Source organism: Burkholderia cenocepacia, assembly GCF_014211915.1.
GTDB lineage: Bacteria > Pseudomonadota > Gammaproteobacteria > Burkholderiales > Burkholderiaceae > Burkholderia > Burkholderia orbicola.
Genome location: NZ_CP060039.1, coordinates 2,984,609 through 3,004,272, shown reverse-complemented (window position 1 = coordinate 3,004,272; position 19,664 = coordinate 2,984,609). Strand labels below are relative to the sequence as shown.

Genomic DNA, 19,664 nt, shown 5'->3' with positions numbered 1-19,664 from the left:
GCAGAGGATTCATGTTCACCAAGGGGTAGTCGATGTCTGCGATTGAATCGGTTCTTCACGAAACCCGTCAGTTCGCGCCGCCCGCGGCGCTCGAGAAGACGGCGACCATTTCCGGCATGCCGGCCTACCGCGCGCTCGTCGCCGAGGCCGAGCAGGATTACGAAGGCTTCTGGGCGCGTCTCGCGCGCGAAGGCCTCACGTGGCACAAGCCGTTCACCAAGGTGCTCGACGAGCGCAACGCGCCGTTCTACACATGGTTCGACGACGGCGAGCTGAACGCGTCGTACAACTGCCTCGACCGCCACGTCGAAGCCGGCAACGGCGAGCGCGTCGCGGTGATCTTCGAGGCCGACGACGGCACCGTCACCCGTGTCACCTATGCGGACCTGCTCGCACGCGTGTCGCGCTTCGCCAATGCGCTGAAGAAACGCGGCATCGGCAAGGGCGATCGCGTCGTCATCTACATTCCGATGTCGATCGAAGGCATCGTCGCGATGCAGGCCTGCGCGCGCATCGGCGCGACGCACTCGGTCGTGTTCGGCGGCTTCTCCGCGAAATCGCTGAACGAGCGGCTCGTCGACGTCGGCGCGGTCGCGCTGATCACCGCCGACGAACAGGCGCGCGGCGGCAAGACGCTGCCGCTCAAGAGCATCGCCGACGAGGCGATCGCGCTGGGCGGCTGCGAAGCGGTCAAGAGCGTGATCGTCTATCGCCGCACCGGCGGCAAGATCGACTGGCATGCGGAGCGCGACCTGTGGATGCACGAGTTGGTGGATGGCGAATCCGACCGCTGCGAGCCGACCTGGGTCGGCGCCGAGCATCCGCTGTTCATCCTGTATACGTCGGGCTCGACCGGCAAGCCGAAGGGCGTGCAGCACAGCACGGGCGGCTACCTGCTGTGGGCCGCGCAGACGATGAAGTGGACCTTCGACTGGAAACCCGACGACGTGTTCTGGTGCACGGCCGACATCGGCTGGGTAACGGGCCACACGTACATCACCTACGGCCCGCTCGCGTGCGGCGGCACGCAGGTCGTGTTCGAGGGCGTGCCGACGTATCCGGACGCCGGCCGCTTCTGGAAGATGATCGGCGATCACAAGGTCACCGTGTTCTACACCGCGCCGACCGCGATCCGTTCGCTGATCAAGGCGGCCGAAGCGGACGACAAGGTCCATCCGAAGAGCTATGACCTGTCGAGCCTGCGCATCATCGGCACGGTCGGCGAGCCGATCAATCCGGAAGCGTGGATGTGGTACCACAAGCACGTCGGCCACGAGCGCTGCCCGATCGTCGATACGTGGTGGCAGACCGAAACCGGCGGCCACATGATCACGCCGCTGCCGGGCGCCACGCCGACCGTACCGGGCTCGTGCACGCTGCCGCTGCCGGGCATCACGGCCGCGGTGGTCGACGAGACCGGCCAGGACGTGCCGAACGGGCAAGGCGGGATTCTCGTCGTCAAGCGCCCGTGGCCCGCGATGATCCGCACGATCTGGGGCGACCCGGAGCGTTTCAAGAAGAGCTATTACCCGGAAGAACTCGGCGGCACGCTCTATCTGGCCGGCGACGGCACCGTGCGCGACAAGGAGACCGGCTACTTCACGATCATGGGCCGGATCGACGACGTGCTGAACGTGTCGGGCCACCGGCTCGGCACGATGGAGATCGAGTCGGCGCTGGTGTCGCATGAGCTGGTGGCCGAGGCGGCGGTAGTGGGCCGTCCGGACGACACGACCGGTGAAGCGGTCGTGGCGTTCGTCGTGCTGAAGCGCTCGCGCCCGGAAGGCGACGAAGCGGCGGCGCTCGCGAAGACGCTGCGCGACTGGGTCGGCAAGCAGATCGGGCCGATCGCGAAGCCGAAGGACATCCGCTTCGGCGACAACCTGCCGAAGACCCGCTCGGGCAAGATCATGCGGCGCCTGCTGCGCTCGCTCGCGAAGGGCGAGGCGATCACGCAGGACACGTCCACGCTCGAGAATCCGGCCATCCTCGAGCAGCTCACCGAAGTGCGCTGAGCGCCTGCCGGTTGCGCATCTCGCGCACGAGCCCCTGCGCGGCAATCCCGATTGCCCGCGCAGGGGCTTTTTGCTACATAACGGCATGACCGTTCCGACCCGTTCGGCGCCTGCCGCGCCGCCCCCCGTTCCCGAACCGCTCGCGCGTGCGCACGCACGCTACTGGCGCTTCAACGTCGCGCTGATCGCGGTGCTGATGGTGATCGGCTTCGCGGTGTCGTTCATCGTGCCGTTCTTCGGGCCCGCGCTCGCCGGCGTTCGCTTCGCCGGCTTCAGCCTGCCGTTCTATGTCGGCGCGCAGGGCGCGATACTCGTGTACCTCGTGCTGATCGTCGTCTACATCGGGTTGATGCAGCGCGCGGACCGCACGCTGCGCCGCGCGTACGACGAGCATGCGGCGCGCGCCGGCCATGCGAACGGCGGGCGCTGACTCATGCTGACGCATCGACTGATACGCGCATACGCGCTCTACACGCTCGGGTTTCTCGGCTTCGTGCTGCTGATGTGGCGGATCGAGCGCGCGACGGGCTCGGGCGTCTGGATCGGCTACGTGTTCCTGTTCGTGCCGATCGCCGTGTACGCGGTGATCGGGTTGTTGTCGCGCACGTCCGATCTCGTCGAGTACTACGTGGCCGGGCGGCGCGTGCCGTCCGCGTTCAACGGGATGGCGACGGCGGCCGACTGGCTGTCGGCCGCGTCGTTCATCGGCCTGGCCGGCTCGCTCTACGCGACCGGTTACGACGCGCTCGCGTACGTGATGGGCTGGACGGGCGGGTTCTGCCTCGTCGCGTTCCTGCTTGCGCCGTATGTGCGCAAGCTCGCGCGTTACACGATTCCCGACTTTCTCGGCACGCGCTTCTCGAGCACGGCCGTGCGTGCGCTTGCGGCCGGCGCGGCGATCCTGTGTTCGTTCGTGTACCTGGTCGCGCAGATCCAGGGGATCGGCCTGATCGCGACGCGCTTCATCGGCGTCGATTTCGCGATCGGCATCTTCTGCGGGCTCGCGGGCATTCTCGTGTGCTCGTTTCTCGGCGGGATGCGCGCGGTTACGTGGACGCAGGTTGCGCAGTACATCATCCTGATCAGCGCGATCCTGATTCCGGTGTCGCTGATCGCGATGAAGAACGGGCTCGGCCCCGTGCCGCAGTTCAATTACGGCAAGCTGATGGAGCGCGTCGCGGCGCGCGAGGCGCAGGTGCGCGACGCGCACGACGAGCAGCAGGTGCGCGATGCGTATCGCCGGCAGGCCGCGGCTATCCAGACGCGGCTCGACCGGCTGCCGGCGTCCTATGCGGATGCGCGCCGGCATCTCGTCGACCAGCTTGCCGACCTGCGCCGTCACAACGGGCCGCTGCGCGAGATCAGCCAGCGCGAGCGCGAACTGGCCGATTTCCCGCGCGATCCGGCAGCGGCGCGCGTGGCGTGGACGCAGGCGCGCGACGACCTGCTCGCGCGGGCCGAGCCGCCCGTGCCGATGCACGAGCCGTTTCCGGCCGCGAGCGAAGACGAACGCAAGCCGCGGGAGCGGAATTTCCTCGCGCTGCTGCTGTGTCTGTCGCTCGGCACCGCGAGCCTGCCGCACATCCTGACGCGCTACAACACGACCACGTCGGTCGCGTCGGCGCGGCGTTCGGTCGGCTGGACGCTGTTCTTCATCGCGCTGTTCTACCTGAGCGTGCCGGTGCTCGCGGTGCTGATCAAGTACGAGATCCTCGCGAATCTCGTCGGGCGGCCGTTCGCCGAATTGCCGGCGTGGGTCACGCAATGGCATCACTTCGAACCCGACCTGATCAGTGTCGTCGAGGTGATCCGCGACGGCATCGTGCACTGGTCGGAAATCCAGATGCAGCCGGACATGGTCGTGCTGGCCGCGCCGGAGATCGCGGGGCTGCCGTACGTGGTGTCGGGGCTGATCGCGGCCGGTGCGCTGGCCGCGGCGCTGTCGACCGCGGACGGGTTGCTGCTGACGATCGCGAACGCGCTGTCGCACGACGTCTATTACTGCATGGTCGCGCCCGATGCGTCGAGCCAGCGGCGCGTGACGATCTCGAAGGTGCTGCTGCTGGGGTGGCGCTGTTCGCGTCGTATGTCGCGTCGCTCAATACCGGGAAGATCCTGTTCCTCGTCGGCGCCGCGTTTTCGCTGGCGGCGTCGAGCTTCTTTCCGGTGCTGGTGCTGGGGGTGTTCTGGAAGCGCACGACGACGCGTGGCGCGATCGCCGGGATGGTGACGGGGTTGGCGGTGTGTGTGTACTACATCGTGTCGACTTATCCGTTCTTCACGCAGTTGACCGGGTTCGCCGGGCGTACGTGGTTCGGGATCGAGCCGATCAGCTCAGGCGTGTTCGGCGTGCCGGCGGGGTTCGCGGTGGCGATCGTGGTGAGTCTGTTTGATAAGCGGCCGGATGAGTATACGCGGGCGTTGGTGGATTACATTCGGCATCCGTGAGGGGGAGGGGGCGACGAAACGCGGATAGGCCCGATGGACCGCACCTGCCGCCAGTGCGTTCGGCCGGATGTCGCCGTGTGACGCACGCCCGACCTTGCCGACTCATCAAGCCCGCTGCTCGGCTCACGTTCAATTCGTGACCCCGCGTGCCGCAACAGGCGCTTTGCATAGCGCGGCATTGTGCAAGATCGCTTTCCCCGTCGACTGGTAGTTGGTCGCGTCGCAAGGTGGCAGGCCGAACGAGGCGTCACTCTCGTTGTCGCTGTCGTCATGATTGCGCATCGCCGTCGTCTGCGAGAGCGTAGCAAGGCATTTTGCACTTTTGCCGAGATGGTATTGCGTCAGCGCGAGATCGCTGCGCACGCGATCGATCTCGATCCAGTCCATGTCGCGCGTGCATTCGTCTATCAATGATGTAAATACCATCTCGGCCGCCGCGTAGTTCTTCTTTACATAAAGAGCGCGGGCCTGCGTGAGTCGTGCCGCACGTGAGCGGTCCGTACACGCTGCGGTGGGCTGTCGATAGGCGCCGTCAAACATCGCGCGTACACCGCAATACGAACGGCACGCATCGGTATTGCCGGAATCGACCTTCACCGCGCCGTGGCCGCCAGTGATGGAAATACGACATGTTTCGCCGCCATCAGTGGCCACGCCCGTATTGCCTTTGAGCGTGCCCGTGAGTGAACAGGTGTGGCAGTTGCCTCCAATCGTATCGAGCGTGAATCGACCGCCCTTCACGACGAGCGCGCCATGCGAGTGACCGCCTTCGACATAGAAATACTCGCCCGGCTCGACAGCGGATGCGACCGCAACGAAGGCACCTGAAAAGCCCATGAAACTGCAAGCGCTCGCAAGCCATAGCGCGACATGCACACCTTTCCGTAGTGACACGTGCTTTCACCTTTTCGTATTGAGATCGAGATTCTAGAAGCCAGGCTATCGGAGGATAAGTCATCTTCTTTTCAGTGCCAACGTTGCTAGAGCCGGACGAGGGAGGAGCGCGCAATCAAGACAGATCGTTGCGTCGACATCCGCTATTAAATAACGGGCACGAAGAGCAACCACAGCGACAGGAGATACATGCCGACCTTAACGTGGTGGCTTATTCGATTCGAGGCGACGTTCACGTGGGCCCCGATGCTTCCGCATGAAAGGCGAGTGTCAGGCAGAATTTTTTACAGGAATTCGACACGCTGCCGACCATGATTCCTGCCTACTGTGACGGTGGCGCTTCACAGGATATGCGGGGCGAAATCTTCCGCCAGCGCGCATGGACCGATTCGTACGTTTGCTTGCGCTGGTTCATCGCCGTCTCGACCGACGATGCTCGACTTCACGAAGAACGGCAAGGCATTCCCGTGTCTTCCCCTATTCTGCCCCGAAGCGGCACTTTGATATCGGTTTGTGGGTCGGAAAACAAAAAGCCCCACAGAACATTGATTCTGCGGGGCTTTTTTGGTGAATCCTGGCGGAGAGAGGGGGATTCGAACCCCCGATAGGCGATTAACCTATACACGCTTTCCAGGCGTGCGACTTAAACCACTCATCCATCTCTCCGGAAGACCGAGAGTATAGCAAACTCTGGCGGCAGCCCGCCACTCCCTTCCGCGTCGGTCAGAAATCCGTCGTCATCGACAGCCACACCGAGCGCGGGTCGCCCTGCGTCAGGTATCCGCCGATCGTCGACGACCAGTACGACTTGTTCGCGACATTGCGCACGGTCGCGCGCAATGTCGTCTTCTTGCCGAACACGTTTGTCGCGTAGCGCGCGCCGAGGTCGAAGCGGTCCCACGCCTGGATCGACATCGTGTTCGCGACGTCCAGGTACTGCGGCCCCGTGTGGAGCCAGCGCGCGGTCAGCGTGAGCCCGCGCAGCATCGGCACGTCGTATTCGGCGCCCGCGTTGAGCAGGAACGACGGCACGCCGATCGGCCGGTGGCCGTCGTTCGCGCCGCTCGCCGTGTTCTGCAGCGTCGCGTTGAGGTACGTCGCGCCGGCGATCAGCCGCACACCTTTCCACGGCTCGCCGTACACGGCCGTCTCGATGCCGCGGTGCCGCTGCGTGCCGTCGGCGCCGAACAGGTTCGTCGCCGGATCGGTGTACGCCATCGGCTTCTCGATCTGGAACAGCGCAAGCGACGCACCGTACTTGTCGGTGTCGTAGCGGATGCCGGCTTCATATTGCTTCGACCGGTACGGCGACAGCGCCTGGCCTGCGTTGCGCGCGGTGTTCGGCGCGATCTCGCCCTGGGCGAGCGCTTCGCTGCGATTCGCGAAGATCGACACGTTGCGCCACGGCTTCACGACGAGACCGAACACGGGCGTCGTGATCGCGTCGCTGTAGACGCCCGTGACCGCGCCCGTGTAGCTGAAGTTGTCGACCGAAATCGACTGGCGGCGCGCGCCGATCGTGAACAGCACGCGGTCGTCGAGGAAGCCGAGCGTATCGGACACCGCGAGGCTGCGCAGCCAGGTCTTCGTGACCGTGCCCGGATCGTTCATGTCGCCGCCCGTGTAGGCCGTCGGCGGGGACGCGATCGGTGCCGGATCGTAGAGCGTCGTCGGGAACGCGTTCGACATCGTGTACGCGGACTGGCTGTCGATGCGGATGAACGACGCGCCGGCCGTCACGAAGTGCGACACGGGGCCGGTCGTGAAGCGGCCGCGTACGCCGGCCTCGGCCGACTGCGCATCTTCCTTGTGCGGCACGCTCAGGCGCGAGCCGGTCGTGCCGGACGACGAGTAGGTCGGCGTGTAGTAGTCGCCGTGCTCGTTCGTATGGCGTGCGCCGGCCGATACGTAGGCCGTCCACGCAGGCAGGAAGTCGTACTCGGCGCGCACGATGCCGACCGTGTCCTCGAGTTCGCTGAAGCTCCACGGCTGCGCATAGTTGTGCGTCGCCGACGGCACGGCGGGCAACTGATCGCCGCTGACGAGCACGACCGGGCGGCCGTTGTCGATCCGCTGCCGCTGATACAGGAAGTCGCCGGACAGTCGCAGCTTGTCGCCGCGCCAGTCGAGCGACACCGCCGTCACGTTGCTGCGGCGGCGCTCGTCGTCGACGGCCGTGTCGCCGCCGCTGATCGACTGGTTCACGCGCACGCCGAACTGGCCTTCGCTGCCGAAGCGGCGGCCGATGTCGACATGCGTGCCGAGCGAACCGGACGTGGCGCCGTCGACGGTGACGCGCGTGAGCGGCTTGTCGTCCGCGCGCTTCAGTTGCAGGTTCACGCCGCCGCCGACCGCCGAGCCGTTCGGCGACGCGCCGTTCAGGAAGGCATTCGCGCCTTTGAACACGTCGACGCGCTCGACCGCATCGGTCTGGACGAGCTGCCGCGGCGTGACGCCGTACAGGCCGTTGAGCGACACGTCGTCGCCGGCAAGCTCGAAACCGCGGATGACGAATACCTGCGAGAAATTGCCGTAGCCGGAGGCGCTGCGCACGGCCGGATCGTTGTCGAGCACGTCGGCGAGCGTGCGCGCCTGCTGGTCCTCGATCAGTTTCGACGTATAGGTGGTCATGCTGAACGGCACGTCGCTCGCCTTTTGCCGGCCGAGCACGCCGAAATCCGCGCCGCGCGCGACCTGGCCGCCGGCGTAGGTCGGTGTGAGGTCGCCGGGCAGCGGCTCGGCCGCGCCGGTCACGTTGATCGACGGCAGCATGGTGGCATCGGACGCGGCATTGGCGTTGACGGCGGCGGAAGTCGCCTGCTGGGCCCGTGCGGCGACCGGGAAGGTGCAGGCGAGCGCAATGCCGAAGGCAATCGGCGTGAGACGCCGGACGGGTAACGAAAGTGTCGACATGGGACGCAAATCGGGTGTGGTCGTTGATCCATCCCAGGGCGGCAAGTCGGAATCCGGGCGGCGTGACGCGTCCGTACTGTCGCGGACGTGTTTTTATCGAGCGGCGGAGTCTAACGTAAACGAGAATCATTGTCGTTTACGGGAGGGGCGGCCCACTATTTGAGATAACTGGGCGTTCACGGGCGATGGTGCATGACCGCCGAGGGGGCGTCGGATGGCATGCGATCATGCGAAGTCCACATTCGTCGCAATAAACCACGCGTACCGGTTGTGGTGTTCATCCGGCCCATATCGGGGATGCGAGGCGTACGGGAACGACGGTGGGACGACGGTCGAGGGGCACGGGATGGGACCGACCCGATTCGAAAGAATGTGAACTGTCGAGTCCGGTTGGGCGCTTGGAAAAAAGGATTCTAAATTCTGTCAAAAAGCCGTCATCAACTTGACAGATTTGCTATGCTCGCCGAAAACCAGACGGGCGGCACTCCCAGGACGGACCAGCGGGCGTGATTGCTCGCCGAATAACGAAATCAAACAAAATCCTGAGAGTCACGCTGTGAATACAGCCGAATTGCTACGCGCATTTGCGTCCGGGGTGGTCGATCAGAACAATCGGCCGGTGCGCATGAACTGGGGGCCCGCCCAGAAAACGCTCGAGCAGGTGCTCGCGCTTCAGTATGCCGATATCCGCGAAGGCTTGATGACGGGCATCGAGGGGCATCTGACCTGCGTGTCGGCACGGGCCGATCTTCCGATCCGCAGCTTCATCGGGCTGCCGGTCTCCGTCGAGATGACGACCGATCGCGGGCGTCTCCATACCATCAACGGCATTGTCACCGACGTTCGCACCGGACAATCGGACGGTTCACTGACCTGTTACCAGTTGACGATTCGCGACGTGCTGTCCGTGATGGAGCGGCGGACCAATTCGCGGTTGTATCGGTCCAAGAGCCTGCCCGACATCCTGGGGGTGCTGCTTCAGGAATGGCGCCAGCGCAGTTCGGCGCTCGCGGGTGCATTCGAGTTCGACCTATCCGGTCTGCAAACCGAGCGTTACCCGGCGCGTGAACTCACGCGGCAGGTCAACGAGTCGGACGCGCACTTCATCCGGCGGCTGTTGCGACGCGAGGGGGCGACCGTATTCGTCAAGGCGGGCAAGGCCGGCGAGCGGGCGAGCGGCAATGCGAACGACACGCCGGTTCATACGCTCGTCTTTGCCGACGACTCGATGAAGTTGCCGGAGACGGCCGCCGGTACCATCCGCTACCACCGCGACGCCTCTACCGAGGAGCGCGACTCGATCACGCTGTGGGCGACGAGCCGCCGATTGATCCCGGGCAAGATCGTCCGGCCGACGTGGGACTACAAGAGCGGCCGCATGTCGCAAACCGAGCAGGCGACGATCGTCGATCAGGGCGACGGCGGCAACGATCTCGGGCATTTGCTGGCCGACGTCGTCATCGATATCCCGCACGCCGGGGATTCGTCGTCCGATCTCGACCGGATCGGCAAGGACCGGATGCTGGCGCATGAACTGCGTGCCGAATCCGTCGATGGCGTGAGCAATGTGCGTGATCTGGCGGTCGGTCACTGGTTTGCGCTCGCAGAGCATCCGCAACTCGACACGTTGCCCGCCGAACAGCGGCAGTTTGTCGTCACGTCACTTCATCATTGCGTGCGGAACAACCTGCCGAAGGAACTGAACGAGCGCGCGCAATCGCTGTTCGCGGCAAGCCGCGTGCTGTTCAACGCGGTGCCGTCCGACGTGAACGGCAAGCCGGGCGACGAAAGCGACAGGCGCTACGAAAACACGTTCTCGTGCGTGCGGCGAGGTGTGCCGCTGACGCCTGCCTACGATCCCCACGTCGACCTGCCGCCTGTGCATCCGATGACGGCCGTCGTCGTCGGGCCCGAGGGCGAGGAGGTGTTCTGCGATGAAATGGGCCGCATCCGTGTGCGGATCCAGGGACTGAGCGCGGACGATCATGCGCACGCGCAGGGTGCCGGTACGAGCGGCACGCCGTCCGACAGCGCGCCGGTGCGCGTCGCCTGCGCGCTCGCCGGGCCGAATTTCGGCGCGAATACGTTGCCGCGCGTCGGCATGGAGGTGCTGATCGGTCATATCGGCGGCGATCCGGACCGGCTGGTCGTGATGGGCGTGCTGGCCAACGGGCCGAACATGCCGGCAACCTTCAGCCATACCGGCGCGCTGCCGGGCAACCGCTATCTTTCCGGCACGAAGACGAAGGAAATCAAGGGGCAGCGGTACAACCAGATCCGCTTCGACGATACGCCCGGGCAGATCAGCAGCCAGTTGGCGAGCGAGCATGCGTACAGTCAGCTGAACCTCGGCTATCTGACGCAGCCACGCGACAATGGGCAGGGGGCGGCACGCGGCGAAGGCGCCGAATTGCGCAGCGATGCGCACGTGGCGATTCGCAGCGGCAAGGCGATGCTGATTTCGGCCTGGGAACGGCTGCGCGCGAGTGACGGCCACCTCGCGCGGGACGAGTATCTGCAGTTGATGCAGGAATGCGTCGAGCTGTTCAAGAGTCTCGGCGACTATGCTGGCCAGCATCAGGGCGTGGCGCCGGATACGCAGCCGCACGATGCACTCATGACCACGGTGAAAGGCTGGCCGAATGGCGAGGCATCTGGCAGCGGCGAATCGCCAGGCGTGTCGATGGCCGCGATCGGCATCACCGCGCCGGCCGGCATCAGCATGGCGACGCCCAAGACCGTGACGACCCATGCGGGCGGCAACGTTGATGTCGTCGCGCAGAACCACCTGCAGTACACGAGCGGGCAGCGGATCAACCTGCAGGCCGGGCATGGCGTCGCGATGTTCGCCCACAGCGAGGGCGTGTCGGCGATCGCCAACCAGGGGAAGGTGGCGCTGCAGAGCCAGAACGACGACACGCAGATCGATTCGGCGAAGAACATCCAGATGACGGCGGGCGGCGGCAAGCTCGCGGGCATGGCCAGCGAGCAGGTCGTATTCGTGACGTCGGGCGGCGCGTATCTGAAGCTGCATGGCGGTGATATCGAGCTCGGGTGTCCGGGGAGTTTTACCGTCAAGTCCGCATCGCATACGTGGGCCGGGCCGGCGAGCATGAGCGCCGATTTTCCGAAGTTCGACCAAGGCTCGCTCGGGCGGGTGCCGAAGCTGGTCCGGGCCACTGACGGGCAGCCGGTCGAGGGCATGGAAGCCGAGGTGCGAAAGGCATCGGGCGAATTGATCAAGGGGAAGACCGACGCGCAAGGCAAGCTGGCGCCGGTCAGCAGCGATCAGTTCGAACAATTGGTGGTTCGCTTTTTCAAGTCGAGAACCTGAGCTGAGTCTTCAAGAAAAACAACATGTTCAACTACAACTTTGCGCAGAACCCGGGCGGGCAACCGTCGACGGATGACCCTTCGCAGACTTCGGTGGGCGGTGGACTGGGGACGACGCTATTCAACCGCAACGACCTCGAGTGCGTGATGCAGATGCCGCTGCCGGGCGTCGTCATTTTCGTGCATGGGGTGAACTCGGAAGGGGAATGGTTCAAGGAAGCCGAGAAGGGGCTGTGTGCCGGATTGAACCGGCGCATGGGGCGTTATGACGATCAGCTGTTCCATTGGGGGCCGGTGGCCGGGCAGATGACGCCGGTCAGTTATATCGAAAGCCTGACGCCAGACGGTTTCCTGAATCCGGACATGTCGTCGAAGACGTACATCACGCCCGATCCGTCCTTTTCGCCCGTCATTCACTTTCGGTGGGGCTATGCCGCGAATGCGGTGGAGTTGAAGGAGTATGGCGACAAGATCATGCTCAACGAGAAGAATTACTGGGGCGGTGGCCCGTTCGCGGGCGGGTGTTCGAGTCTGCCGGACCTGTGGAACGACGGATTGAACGATCGGCTCTTTCTGTGGCTGACCGTCCAGCACATGAACGGCATCGGCAATCGAAAGATCTATTCCACGCCACCGCGCACTTATGGCGTGCTTGGTGCTCTGCGGCTTGCACGTCTGGTCGAATCGATCCGCAAGCGACAGGCCGACGCGCCGATCACGATCGTATGCCACAGCCAGGGAAACATGATCGGCCTTGCCGCTGCATTCCTCGGTGATCGGTTGCCCGAGGTGACGGATCAATGGGGCAAGAAAGGGCGCTGCGTAGCCGATACCTATGTTCTCGCCAATCCCCCGTACAGTCTCGTCGAGGCCAACATGACCGACTCGTGGGCCCAGCGTGGGGTGCGCGACAAGAACGGGCACGTGGGGCGCGAGACCTATGTCGCGCGCAAGGAAACGCTGAGGGCATACTTCGATATCCTGCGTGCCCGGGCCGAGCTCGAGATGCCTGCGGAGGATCTCGATCGGGCAATGGAAAACGCACGACCGTCGAAGAACGGGGGCAAGCCGTATAGCGCAGCCAAGGACCGGGAGGCGCATGGGCTGTATCAGAAAAACACCTACGGGAGAGTGACGCTGTACTGTTGCCCGCACGATCAGGTCATTTCTGCCCTGACCGTTCAGGGAATCGGCTGGCGCGGGATGAGTGTCGACGAGATCAGTGCGACGAACGCGTGGGGTGTTTTTTCGCAACGCGTGTTCGCGTCGAATTTCGAGGTCGGCGGAGAGAACAAGCTCTATCGGTATTGGCAGGATGACTGGCGCAAGGACAAGAACCAGAAGGAAGGTTTCTGGTATCCGCCATCACCACCTGCGCGGTATGGTCTTGGACGAGGCATGCATTCCAATGAAGGGTGGATCGCGAAGTTTTTCACGATTGCAACGAGCCCGGCACTCTACCTGTTCAATTTGACGAACATGCCGGTCAATGAGGATCCGCCAAAAGACTGGGAAATCCCGATTACCGCACCGATGCTCGATAAGGAAACGCGCTTTCTGCCGCAGGCGTTGCGCTACGGCAAACCATCGGGTGCTCGCGATGCGCAAGGCAAACCGATTGAGGAAGGGTGCTTCAACGAGGGTTACGATCCGCCGTCGGCTGGGCGTGACGCCAACAAGGAGAACAAGCGGGATGACGATCCGTATGACAACTTCGACGCGAAGTCGGAAAAATTCAAGACTGAGGGTGATGCGCTGAAGGCGCAGGGGGATGCGGCGTCCGAGGCTGCGCAGCGGTATGAGGATCATTCGATTCTTCGCATGGAAGCGCGGAGATCCGGAAATCGTCGCTGGGTCGACAAGGAAGGAAATGTGGTCGGGGAAGACAATCCGGAGGCAGCGAGTGCTGACTATACCGAATGGCGGAACAATGAGATTTTTCAGATTCTGAACGGCGGGGACAAGAATAACCCCACCAACCATTCGACCATCATGACCAACAAGGACCATGCTGAAAAGGCGTTGGCTTATGATGTCGCAATTGGGCTTTGCTATCTGACTGAAGAAGATCTGACATATCTCAGAACTCAAGCTGATTGGAGGTTCGCCAGTGATTCCAGGAAGAGTGATCCTAATTTCAATTTGATGGATTATATAAATACTGGCAAGCATGGCGAATTGTTTTTGCCCGATTGGGCAAAAAAAGACGACAATGCCAAGATGCCAGGGAAAATATATGACGAGCGAGATGGCGGATTTTTCATGAAGCTGGGAGGTGTTTTGTGAGGGCGGTCATTTCTACCTGGCCGCGCCGAGTCGGGATTGCAAGTCTTGCGTTGTTTCTTGCTTTAGGGGCATCATTTTTGATATTGATTTTGTCTGGCAAGCCGACGGGAGAGTTATTGAGTATGGGTAATCTGATGAGACGATTGGTGCTGGTCCCTGGGCTCGTGGCAATCATGGTATTTGCGTTCGCAACAGTGATTGCCGCCCCTCGCGCGGTGGCTGCCTCGTCGACCGATAAGGCAGTTCCCATAGCTGGAGCCAGTTCATCCAAACCTTTCGTTGCTCAAGTTGTAGGGCTTGGATGGATGAATCCCCTTCAACGCAGAGATTACCCTACCGAGTGGCAAATATTGTGGACGCTTGGTCTAGTCAAGCCAAATGTCAACGACGATATGGTTCGAACGAACCCGAAGAAATATTCGACGTTGCAGGCAATTTCCATTGTCGCCGATGGTAATCGAGGTAGCGAATCTTTTTCTGGATTTTATGAGAAGTATGTTGATAAGTTGTTGTTGCTGTTCCGGGTTCCGTATTTTACCAACGAAGATTATTTTTATACCGTCAGTGCGGATGAGAAAGGGAAGTGGCGGGAGTTGGCTGGTGTGCACGTCGAACTGGCTATTCCTTCTGGTCGAATTGAGCCTGTATCGGCTGCGTCTTATCTGCGCAATCGCATTATCAATATATTCGAAATCGGCAATCCATCCGCAAAAAATCTATGGAGCCGCGACACACCGCCCGATGTGCACGTGACGACGGGCCACGGCAACGCCGGCTTCGCATCGCTGGACGCCGCGCTGGACTATCTGGCTACGCATCCGGACAAGAGTGCATGGGTGATGAACTGGGACGCGCCGAGTTTTCCGCCGAACGACGAACAGATCAACGAGAATATGGTGGTGCTATTCCTTGCTGGCCCGGATCTGAAGACTGAGCGCGAGCCGCTGGCGTGGATCGGTAAAGCCGCACGAAGCAACGTCAAGGACTTCGAGGCAAAGCAAGGCGCGAGCCGCGCGGTGCAGGCGTGGAAGTCGACGATCAATACGGCGGCGAATAATGCGGGTGTGCCGGTGTCGTCGGTGAATTACGTCGTGCACGACGCGGGTAAGGGCAGCGATGCTGCATCGACACGTATTGCCTCACTGTCGCAGACGCTGACCGAAGTGCTGCCCGAGTACGATTTCCGTACGCAGACCTTCAATACATCGGCGTTGCTCGGTGACATGGGGGCCGGCGCGGCGCTGACCGATGTGGCGTTGGCGATCGGCCGGGCGAATCACCTCGGTGGAAATGTGCTCGTAGCCGGAACGACCGACACCGAGCATCCGACAGCGATGGTAGTGATCGCGCCCTCGAAACTGACGCCGATCGACGCAAGTAAGAACTGGTTTCGTGCACGCGGTGGAAACAACGCCTATCTGCCTTGGTGGGGACATCGTCACGATGCGAGTCCTACGACCCAAGGCTATTCAAAGTAAGGAGCGCGCATGCGCGGAATCATTCGAGTCGGCGACGCAACGAGCCACGGCGGTCAAGTCGTGACCGGCAGCTCGGTCATCGAAGTGATGGGGCGGCCGGTCGCCCGGCTCGGTGATACGTGTATCTGTCCGATCGCGGGCCATCAGGCCTGCTTTATCGCCGAAGGCGATCCGCAGGTCATCGTCGATGGAAAACCGGCCGCGTTCGATGGTCACAAGACCTCATGTGGTGCGACGTTGATTTCGAGTCTCGCGTCCTCCGGACGGGAATGAATTGCCGAACCGGCGCGCTCGATTGGCCGGTTCGATCGGGACTATTCCTGCACTGCTTCACACTTGACGCATCGGGTGCGTCTCGATTGTCATGGCAACACTCTTGTCGGGCCCGCCGTTGCGGACCGAGACGAGCGCCACATCGGCGCAATTTGTCGAAGGTGTGCCGGCTGTGCCGGTTGTTGCCCAGGCTGTCGGACTTGAATGGCTCAATCCGCTGCGGCGTGACTATCCGACCGAGTGGCAATTGCTGTGGACGCTTGGGTTAGTCAAACCGAACGCCAACGACGATATGATCCGGACAGCTTTCCGAATCTCTATCCCGACTACGCGCCGCGCATCGAGCGGCACATCCGGCAACCTCGTTGAAGCCGTCGCGGCGACGACGCGCGAATTCAACGAACTCGGCGCGGCCGACATGATGGCCGGGATGTTCGCGCAGGCAACGCGCAGGGCCGGCATGTTCGAACGCTGGTTCGGTGGGGCGTCCAGCCATGTCGACTACCGCGCGGCGCTCGGTGCGCTGAAGCAGTCGCTCGGCTTTTTCCCGCGCCGTACCGAGGAGCTCGCCGCGAAGGTCCGCCATGCGGAGGAAAACCTCGTGGTCGTGCTCGCGGCGCTGAGCGCGGTGTCGGGCGTCGTGCGGGCGCCGGACGATGCGGGCGTCGAACGCACGCTGTTCGACCGTCGCAACGTCGTCGGGCAGGCCGTCCAGCCGATCCGGATGCAGCCGGCGCAACTGCGCGGGCTCGACGAGCGCGTGACCGACCTGCTGTCGCGCGCCGATCACCTGATGAACGTCGTGCTGCCGGCGGCGTTGGCCGCGCGGCCGCCGCGCTGAGCGAACGATCCGACCGCATGCGCTTCGCCGCGCGCGGTCTCGTGTCGGGCGGTACGGTTTCGCGCGGGCCCTCGCGAGTCTGCTATCTTCCCGGGCATCTCATCGCTTTCCCCGCCGATTCTCCATGACCGACCGCATCGTCGCCGCCTTCGATTTCGACGGCACCATCACGACCACCGACAGCTTTCGCCATTTCGTCCGCCAGGCGGTCGGCACGCCGCGTTTCGCGTGGGCCGGGTTGCGCGCGCTGCCGTGGATCGTCACGATGAAGGCCGGGCTGCTGTCGCGCGGCGACGCGAAGGCGAAGTTCGCGTCGTTCGCGTTCGGGCCGATTCGCGAAGACGCGCTCGATGCGCACGCGCGCACATTCGTCGACGGTTATCTGCCGCGCCTCGTGCGTCCGGAAATGCTCGAGCGCATTCGCGAGCATCGGGCGCGCGGGCATGAAGTCGTGCTGGTCAGCGCGTCGCCGTCGCTGTATCTGGAGAAGTGGGCGAAGACGGCCGGCTTCGACGCGGTACTCGCGACGCGGCTCGCGTTCGAGCGCGGCATCTTCACCGGGCGCCTCGACGGCGAGAACTGCTGGGGGCCGCAGAAAGTCGTGCGGTTGCGCGGATGGTGGGGCAACCGGCCGCCGAAGCAGTTGTTCGCGTATGGCGACAGTCGCGGCGACAAGGAAATGGCCGAGCTCGCGCACTGGTCATGGATTCGCGGGCAGGGGCCGATGCCGCCGATCGGCGATTGACGCGGCGCTGATGCGGCGCGCCGCCGCCGTTACGCGTCGGCCGGCGCGTTGCGCGCCGCGCGGGGCGGACGATAGCCGCCCCAGCGATTCGCGCGGGCGAAGGTGCCGACGTCGTTGAAGCGTACGCCGACTTCGCGCAGCGCCGCATGCGCGGTGCGCGCGGTCAGCTGGCGGATGTAGAACGGATCGCGCACCACGAAATGATGAATCGCGTGCGTGCTGCCGAAATTGAAGCAGAACAGCTGGAACGGCAGCATCCACCACGGGTTCAGCACCTGCGTCTGCTGGATCACGTTGCGCGAGTCGATGTCGCCGAAATAGTGCATGTTCGAGCTGACGAAGTTGATGCAGAAGCTGCGTACGAAGTTCGGCCCGAGCCACACCACCGCCAGGAAATCGACGACGCTCATCACGCGCTCGACGGCGGCGGGCACCGTCACCGCGACATCGAATGCATGCAGCGCGAACAGGCCGACGTGATAGACGATGAACGCGTGCCACAGCGTGTAGTACAGGTGACCGATCGGCATGTACGACGACACCTGCTCGATGCGCAACTGCAGGCGTTCGGACGGGTCCTGCACCGGTTGCGCGGCCACGTACTGCTTCACCTTGCGACGCATCGCGGCCGGCCGCAGCACGACGGCGAGCATGCCGTCCGCGATCATCAGCAGGCGCTTCGCGCCCCAGCGCTCGCCGTTGGTGATGCCGAATTCCTCCAGATCCGATTCGCCGCCCGACACCTTGTGGTGGTGCAGGTGCATGCGCCGGCGCGTCCACGGGTTGATCGTGCCGGGCCGCGTGACCCAGCATAGCGCCATCATCAGGTGATACGCCCACGGCGTCTTCTTGAAGTACATCAGGTGGATCAGGTCGTGCTCGAGCTCGTGGATCAGCGACGTGACGAACGCGGCGAGCGGCAGCGCGGCGTACCACGCGATCGCGCCGCGCGCATACAGCCATGCGATCGCGAGCATCGCGCTCACCGACACGGCCATCACGGTCGCGCCGACGAGGTTCTGGCGGTCGAGCAGCGGAAAGCGTGCGCGGATCGCGTCGCTCGCCGCGTTCACTTCGCGGCGGACGTACGCGACCCTGTCGGCGTCGTGGCGAAAGGCGGTTCGTGCGGGTTGGCTCATCGACCGGAATCCGTGCGAAAAGAGTGGGGGCAATGCCGATGTGACAAGCATAGCGCGTGCCGGAACGCAGGCGAGGGCCATCGGTGCCAATGGCGGTGTCATTTCGGGCCACGTTGGCCGACGCGCGGGCGCCTGAGCGGAGGTCGGCCCGCTAGAGTGCCGCCGCGGTGTCATCGCGGGCCAGCGACGCTACAATCCGCCGAAACCGCTCCGGAGTTCGCCGCATGGCCCTGTCCGTTCCGGATGCCGCGCGCCAGTTGAACAAGGCGACGGTGTCGTCCGCGTATGCGCTGTTCATGCTGATGCTGGCCGAGGAGCGCGGCATCGATGGCGGCCGCATTCTCGCCGGCTCGGGCGTCGCGCGCGACCGGCTCGCGCAGCCCGATGCGCGCATCACGCCGCTGCAGCAGGCGGCGATCGTGTTCAACCTGCTCGATGCGACCGACGATCCGTCGATCGCGATCGAGATCGGCCTGCGCAGCAGCCTGACGAAAGCGGGGCTGATCGGCTTCGGGCTGATGAGCTGCGCGACGCTCGGCGAGGCGATCGCGCTCGGCATCCGCTACCTGCCGACGCGCGTGCCGTTTTTCTCGGTGCGGCTCGCGCAGCTCGACGGCATCGTCGACATCGACGTGCTCGAAGCGTTTCCGCTCGGCCGGCTGCGCCAGTTCGCGGTGGAAAACTTTCTGGTCGAAACCGCGATCCTGTTCAATTCGCTGCTGTATCCGACGCCGGGACGCACGCTGCAGTCGCGTGCCGAACTCCATTTCGAATGGCCGGAGCCGCCGTGGTTCGAGCGTTATCGCGCGCGGCTGCCGCGCTGCCATTTCGACGCGAGCGCGAACCGCATCCGCTGCGACGCCGCGTTGTTCGACGAGCCGATCGGCACCGCGAACGCGCAGACCGCGCAGATGATCGTCCAGCAGTGCGAGGCCGAACTCGCGCGGCTCGGCTATGCGGAGAGCATCGTCGAGCGCGTGCGCAACCTGCTGATCTGCGGGGAGGGCGGCTATCCGTCGGTCGACGACGTCGCGCGCGAGTTGCATGTGTCGGCGCGCACGCTCAAGCGCAAGCTCGCCGAATACGGCGCGACCTATTCGGCGCTGCTCGACGAGATCCGGCTGCGCGACGCGCTGCGGCTGCTCGAAGGCACGCGGTTGCCGGTCGACGAGATCGCCGCGCGCGTCGGCTATACCGACCGCGCCAATTTCACGCGCGCGTTCAAGCGCTGGACGGGCGTGACGCCGAGCGAGCGGCGCTGAACGTCGCGTCGGCGCCGGCTTTTGCCGGTCCTCGCGC

General features: G+C 63.9%; 12 protein-coding genes, 1 tRNA gene and 2 pseudogenes. 11 read left to right on the top strand and 4 right to left on the bottom strand.

Annotated elements, in window-relative coordinates; genetic code table 11:
* Positions 1-32 precede the first annotated feature (32 nt).
* From acs to SY91_RS14170, 3 genes and pseudogenes are all read left to right on the top strand, one after another.
* Positions 33-2,015 carry an acetate--CoA ligase gene (acs, locus tag SY91_RS14180; protein ID WP_069232912.1) on the top strand — a complete coding sequence of 661 codons (1,983 nt, stop codon included), beginning with the start codon at positions 33-35 and terminating at the stop codon, positions 2,013-2,015.
* Between the two features lie 85 nt (positions 2,016-2,100).
* Complete coding sequence (locus tag SY91_RS14175; RefSeq protein ID WP_023477496.1) at positions 2,101-2,445, top strand: DUF4212 domain-containing protein; 345 nt, start codon at positions 2,101-2,103, stop codon at positions 2,443-2,445.
* Between the two features lie 3 nt (positions 2,446-2,448).
* Positions 2,449-4,463: pseudogene (locus SY91_RS14170) on the top strand (sodium:solute symporter family protein).
* A 129-nt stretch (positions 4,464-4,592) separates the two neighbouring features.
* On the opposite strand, the gene SY91_RS14165 reads toward SY91_RS14170, so the two are convergent.
* The 3 genes from SY91_RS14165 to SY91_RS14155 form a co-directional block, all read right to left on the bottom strand.
* Positions 4,593-5,357, bottom strand: a complete 765-nt coding sequence (locus SY91_RS14165; RefSeq protein WP_006478322.1) for a hypothetical protein — start codon at positions 5,355-5,357, stop codon at positions 4,593-4,595.
* A 575-nt stretch (positions 5,358-5,932) separates the two neighbouring features.
* Positions 5,933-6,023 (bottom strand) — tRNA-Ser (locus tag SY91_RS14160).
* Between the two features lie 57 nt (positions 6,024-6,080).
* Positions 6,081-8,270 (bottom strand): TonB-dependent receptor, encoded by a 2,190-nt coding sequence (locus SY91_RS14155; RefSeq protein ID WP_023477500.1) that lies wholly within the window; start codon positions 8,268-8,270, stop codon positions 6,081-6,083.
* 556 nt (positions 8,271-8,826) lie between these two features.
* On the opposite strand from SY91_RS14155, the gene SY91_RS14150 reads away from it, so the two are divergent.
* The 7 genes and pseudogenes from SY91_RS14150 (at position 8,827) to SY91_RS14120 (ending at position 17,226) form a co-directional block, all read left to right on the top strand.
* Positions 8,827-11,604 (top strand): type VI secretion system Vgr family protein, encoded by a 2,778-nt coding sequence (locus SY91_RS14150; protein WP_006478324.1) that lies wholly within the window; start codon positions 8,827-8,829, stop codon positions 11,602-11,604.
* Positions 11,605-11,627: 23 nt separating this feature from the next.
* A complete protein-coding gene (locus tag SY91_RS14145) occupies positions 11,628-13,889 on the top strand; it encodes a hypothetical protein (RefSeq protein WP_006478325.1) in 2,262 nt (753 codons plus the stop codon).
* Complete coding sequence (locus tag SY91_RS14140; protein ID WP_006478326.1) at positions 13,886-15,367, top strand: hypothetical protein; 1,482 nt, start codon at positions 13,886-13,888, stop codon at positions 15,365-15,367. The genes SY91_RS14145 and SY91_RS14140 overlap by 4 nt, the downstream gene beginning before the upstream one ends.
* Before the next feature lie 9 nt (positions 15,368-15,376).
* Complete coding sequence (locus tag SY91_RS14135) at positions 15,377-15,640, top strand: PAAR domain-containing protein (protein WP_006478327.1); 264 nt, start codon at positions 15,377-15,379, stop codon at positions 15,638-15,640.
* A gap of 22 nt (positions 15,641-15,662) precedes the next feature.
* Positions 15,663-15,944 (top strand): annotated as a pseudogene (locus SY91_RS14130) (virulence factor); the annotation flags it as partial.
* Positions 15,933-16,481, top strand: coding sequence for a hypothetical protein (locus SY91_RS14125; protein ID WP_260632435.1), 549 nt, complete (start codon positions 15,933-15,935; stop codon positions 16,479-16,481). The pseudogene SY91_RS14130 and the gene SY91_RS14125, both read left to right, overlap by 12 nt.
* A gap of 124 nt (positions 16,482-16,605) precedes the next feature.
* Complete coding sequence (locus tag SY91_RS14120) at positions 16,606-17,226, top strand: HAD family hydrolase (protein WP_006478328.1); 621 nt, start codon at positions 16,606-16,608, stop codon at positions 17,224-17,226.
* Positions 17,227-17,255: 29 nt separating this feature from the next.
* On the opposite strand, the gene SY91_RS14115 is transcribed toward SY91_RS14120, so the two are convergent.
* A complete protein-coding gene (locus SY91_RS14115) occupies positions 17,256-18,365 on the bottom strand; it encodes a fatty acid desaturase (protein WP_023477503.1) in 1,110 nt (369 codons plus the stop codon).
* A 224-nt stretch (positions 18,366-18,589) separates the two neighbouring features.
* Here SY91_RS14115 and SY91_RS14110 point away from each other — a divergent pair, with 224 nt between their 5' ends.
* Positions 18,590-19,627 (top strand): AraC family transcriptional regulator, encoded by a 1,038-nt coding sequence (locus SY91_RS14110; protein WP_023477504.1) that lies wholly within the window; start codon positions 18,590-18,592, stop codon positions 19,625-19,627.
* Positions 19,628-19,664 lie beyond the last annotated feature (37 nt).

Excerpts from the sequence above, each read along its gene's own strand:
- acs (WP_069232912.1), top strand. The coding sequence starts at position 33 with ATGTCTGCGATTGAATCGGTTCTTCACGAAACCCGTCAGTTCGCGCCG.
- SY91_RS14175 (WP_023477496.1), top strand. The coding sequence starts at position 2,101 with ATGACCGTTCCGACCCGTTCGGCGCCTGCCGCGCCGCCCCCCGTTCCC.
- SY91_RS14155 (WP_023477500.1), bottom strand. The coding sequence starts at position 8,270 with ATGTCGACACTTTCGTTACCCGTCCGGCGTCTCACGCCGATTGCCTTC.
- SY91_RS14145 (WP_006478325.1), top strand. The coding sequence starts at position 11,628 with ATGTTCAACTACAACTTTGCGCAGAACCCGGGCGGGCAACCGTCGACG.
- SY91_RS14135 (WP_006478327.1), top strand. The coding sequence starts at position 15,377 with ATGCGCGGAATCATTCGAGTCGGCGACGCAACGAGCCACGGCGGTCAA.
- SY91_RS14125 (WP_260632435.1), top strand. The coding sequence starts at position 15,933 with ATGATCCGGACAGCTTTCCGAATCTCTATCCCGACTACGCGCCGCGCA.
- SY91_RS14120 (WP_006478328.1), top strand. The coding sequence starts at position 16,606 with ATGACCGACCGCATCGTCGCCGCCTTCGATTTCGACGGCACCATCACG.
- SY91_RS14115 (WP_023477503.1), bottom strand. The coding sequence starts at position 18,365 with ATGAGCCAACCCGCACGAACCGCCTTTCGCCACGACGCCGACAGGGTC.
- SY91_RS14110 (WP_023477504.1), top strand. The coding sequence starts at position 18,590 with ATGGCCCTGTCCGTTCCGGATGCCGCGCGCCAGTTGAACAAGGCGACG.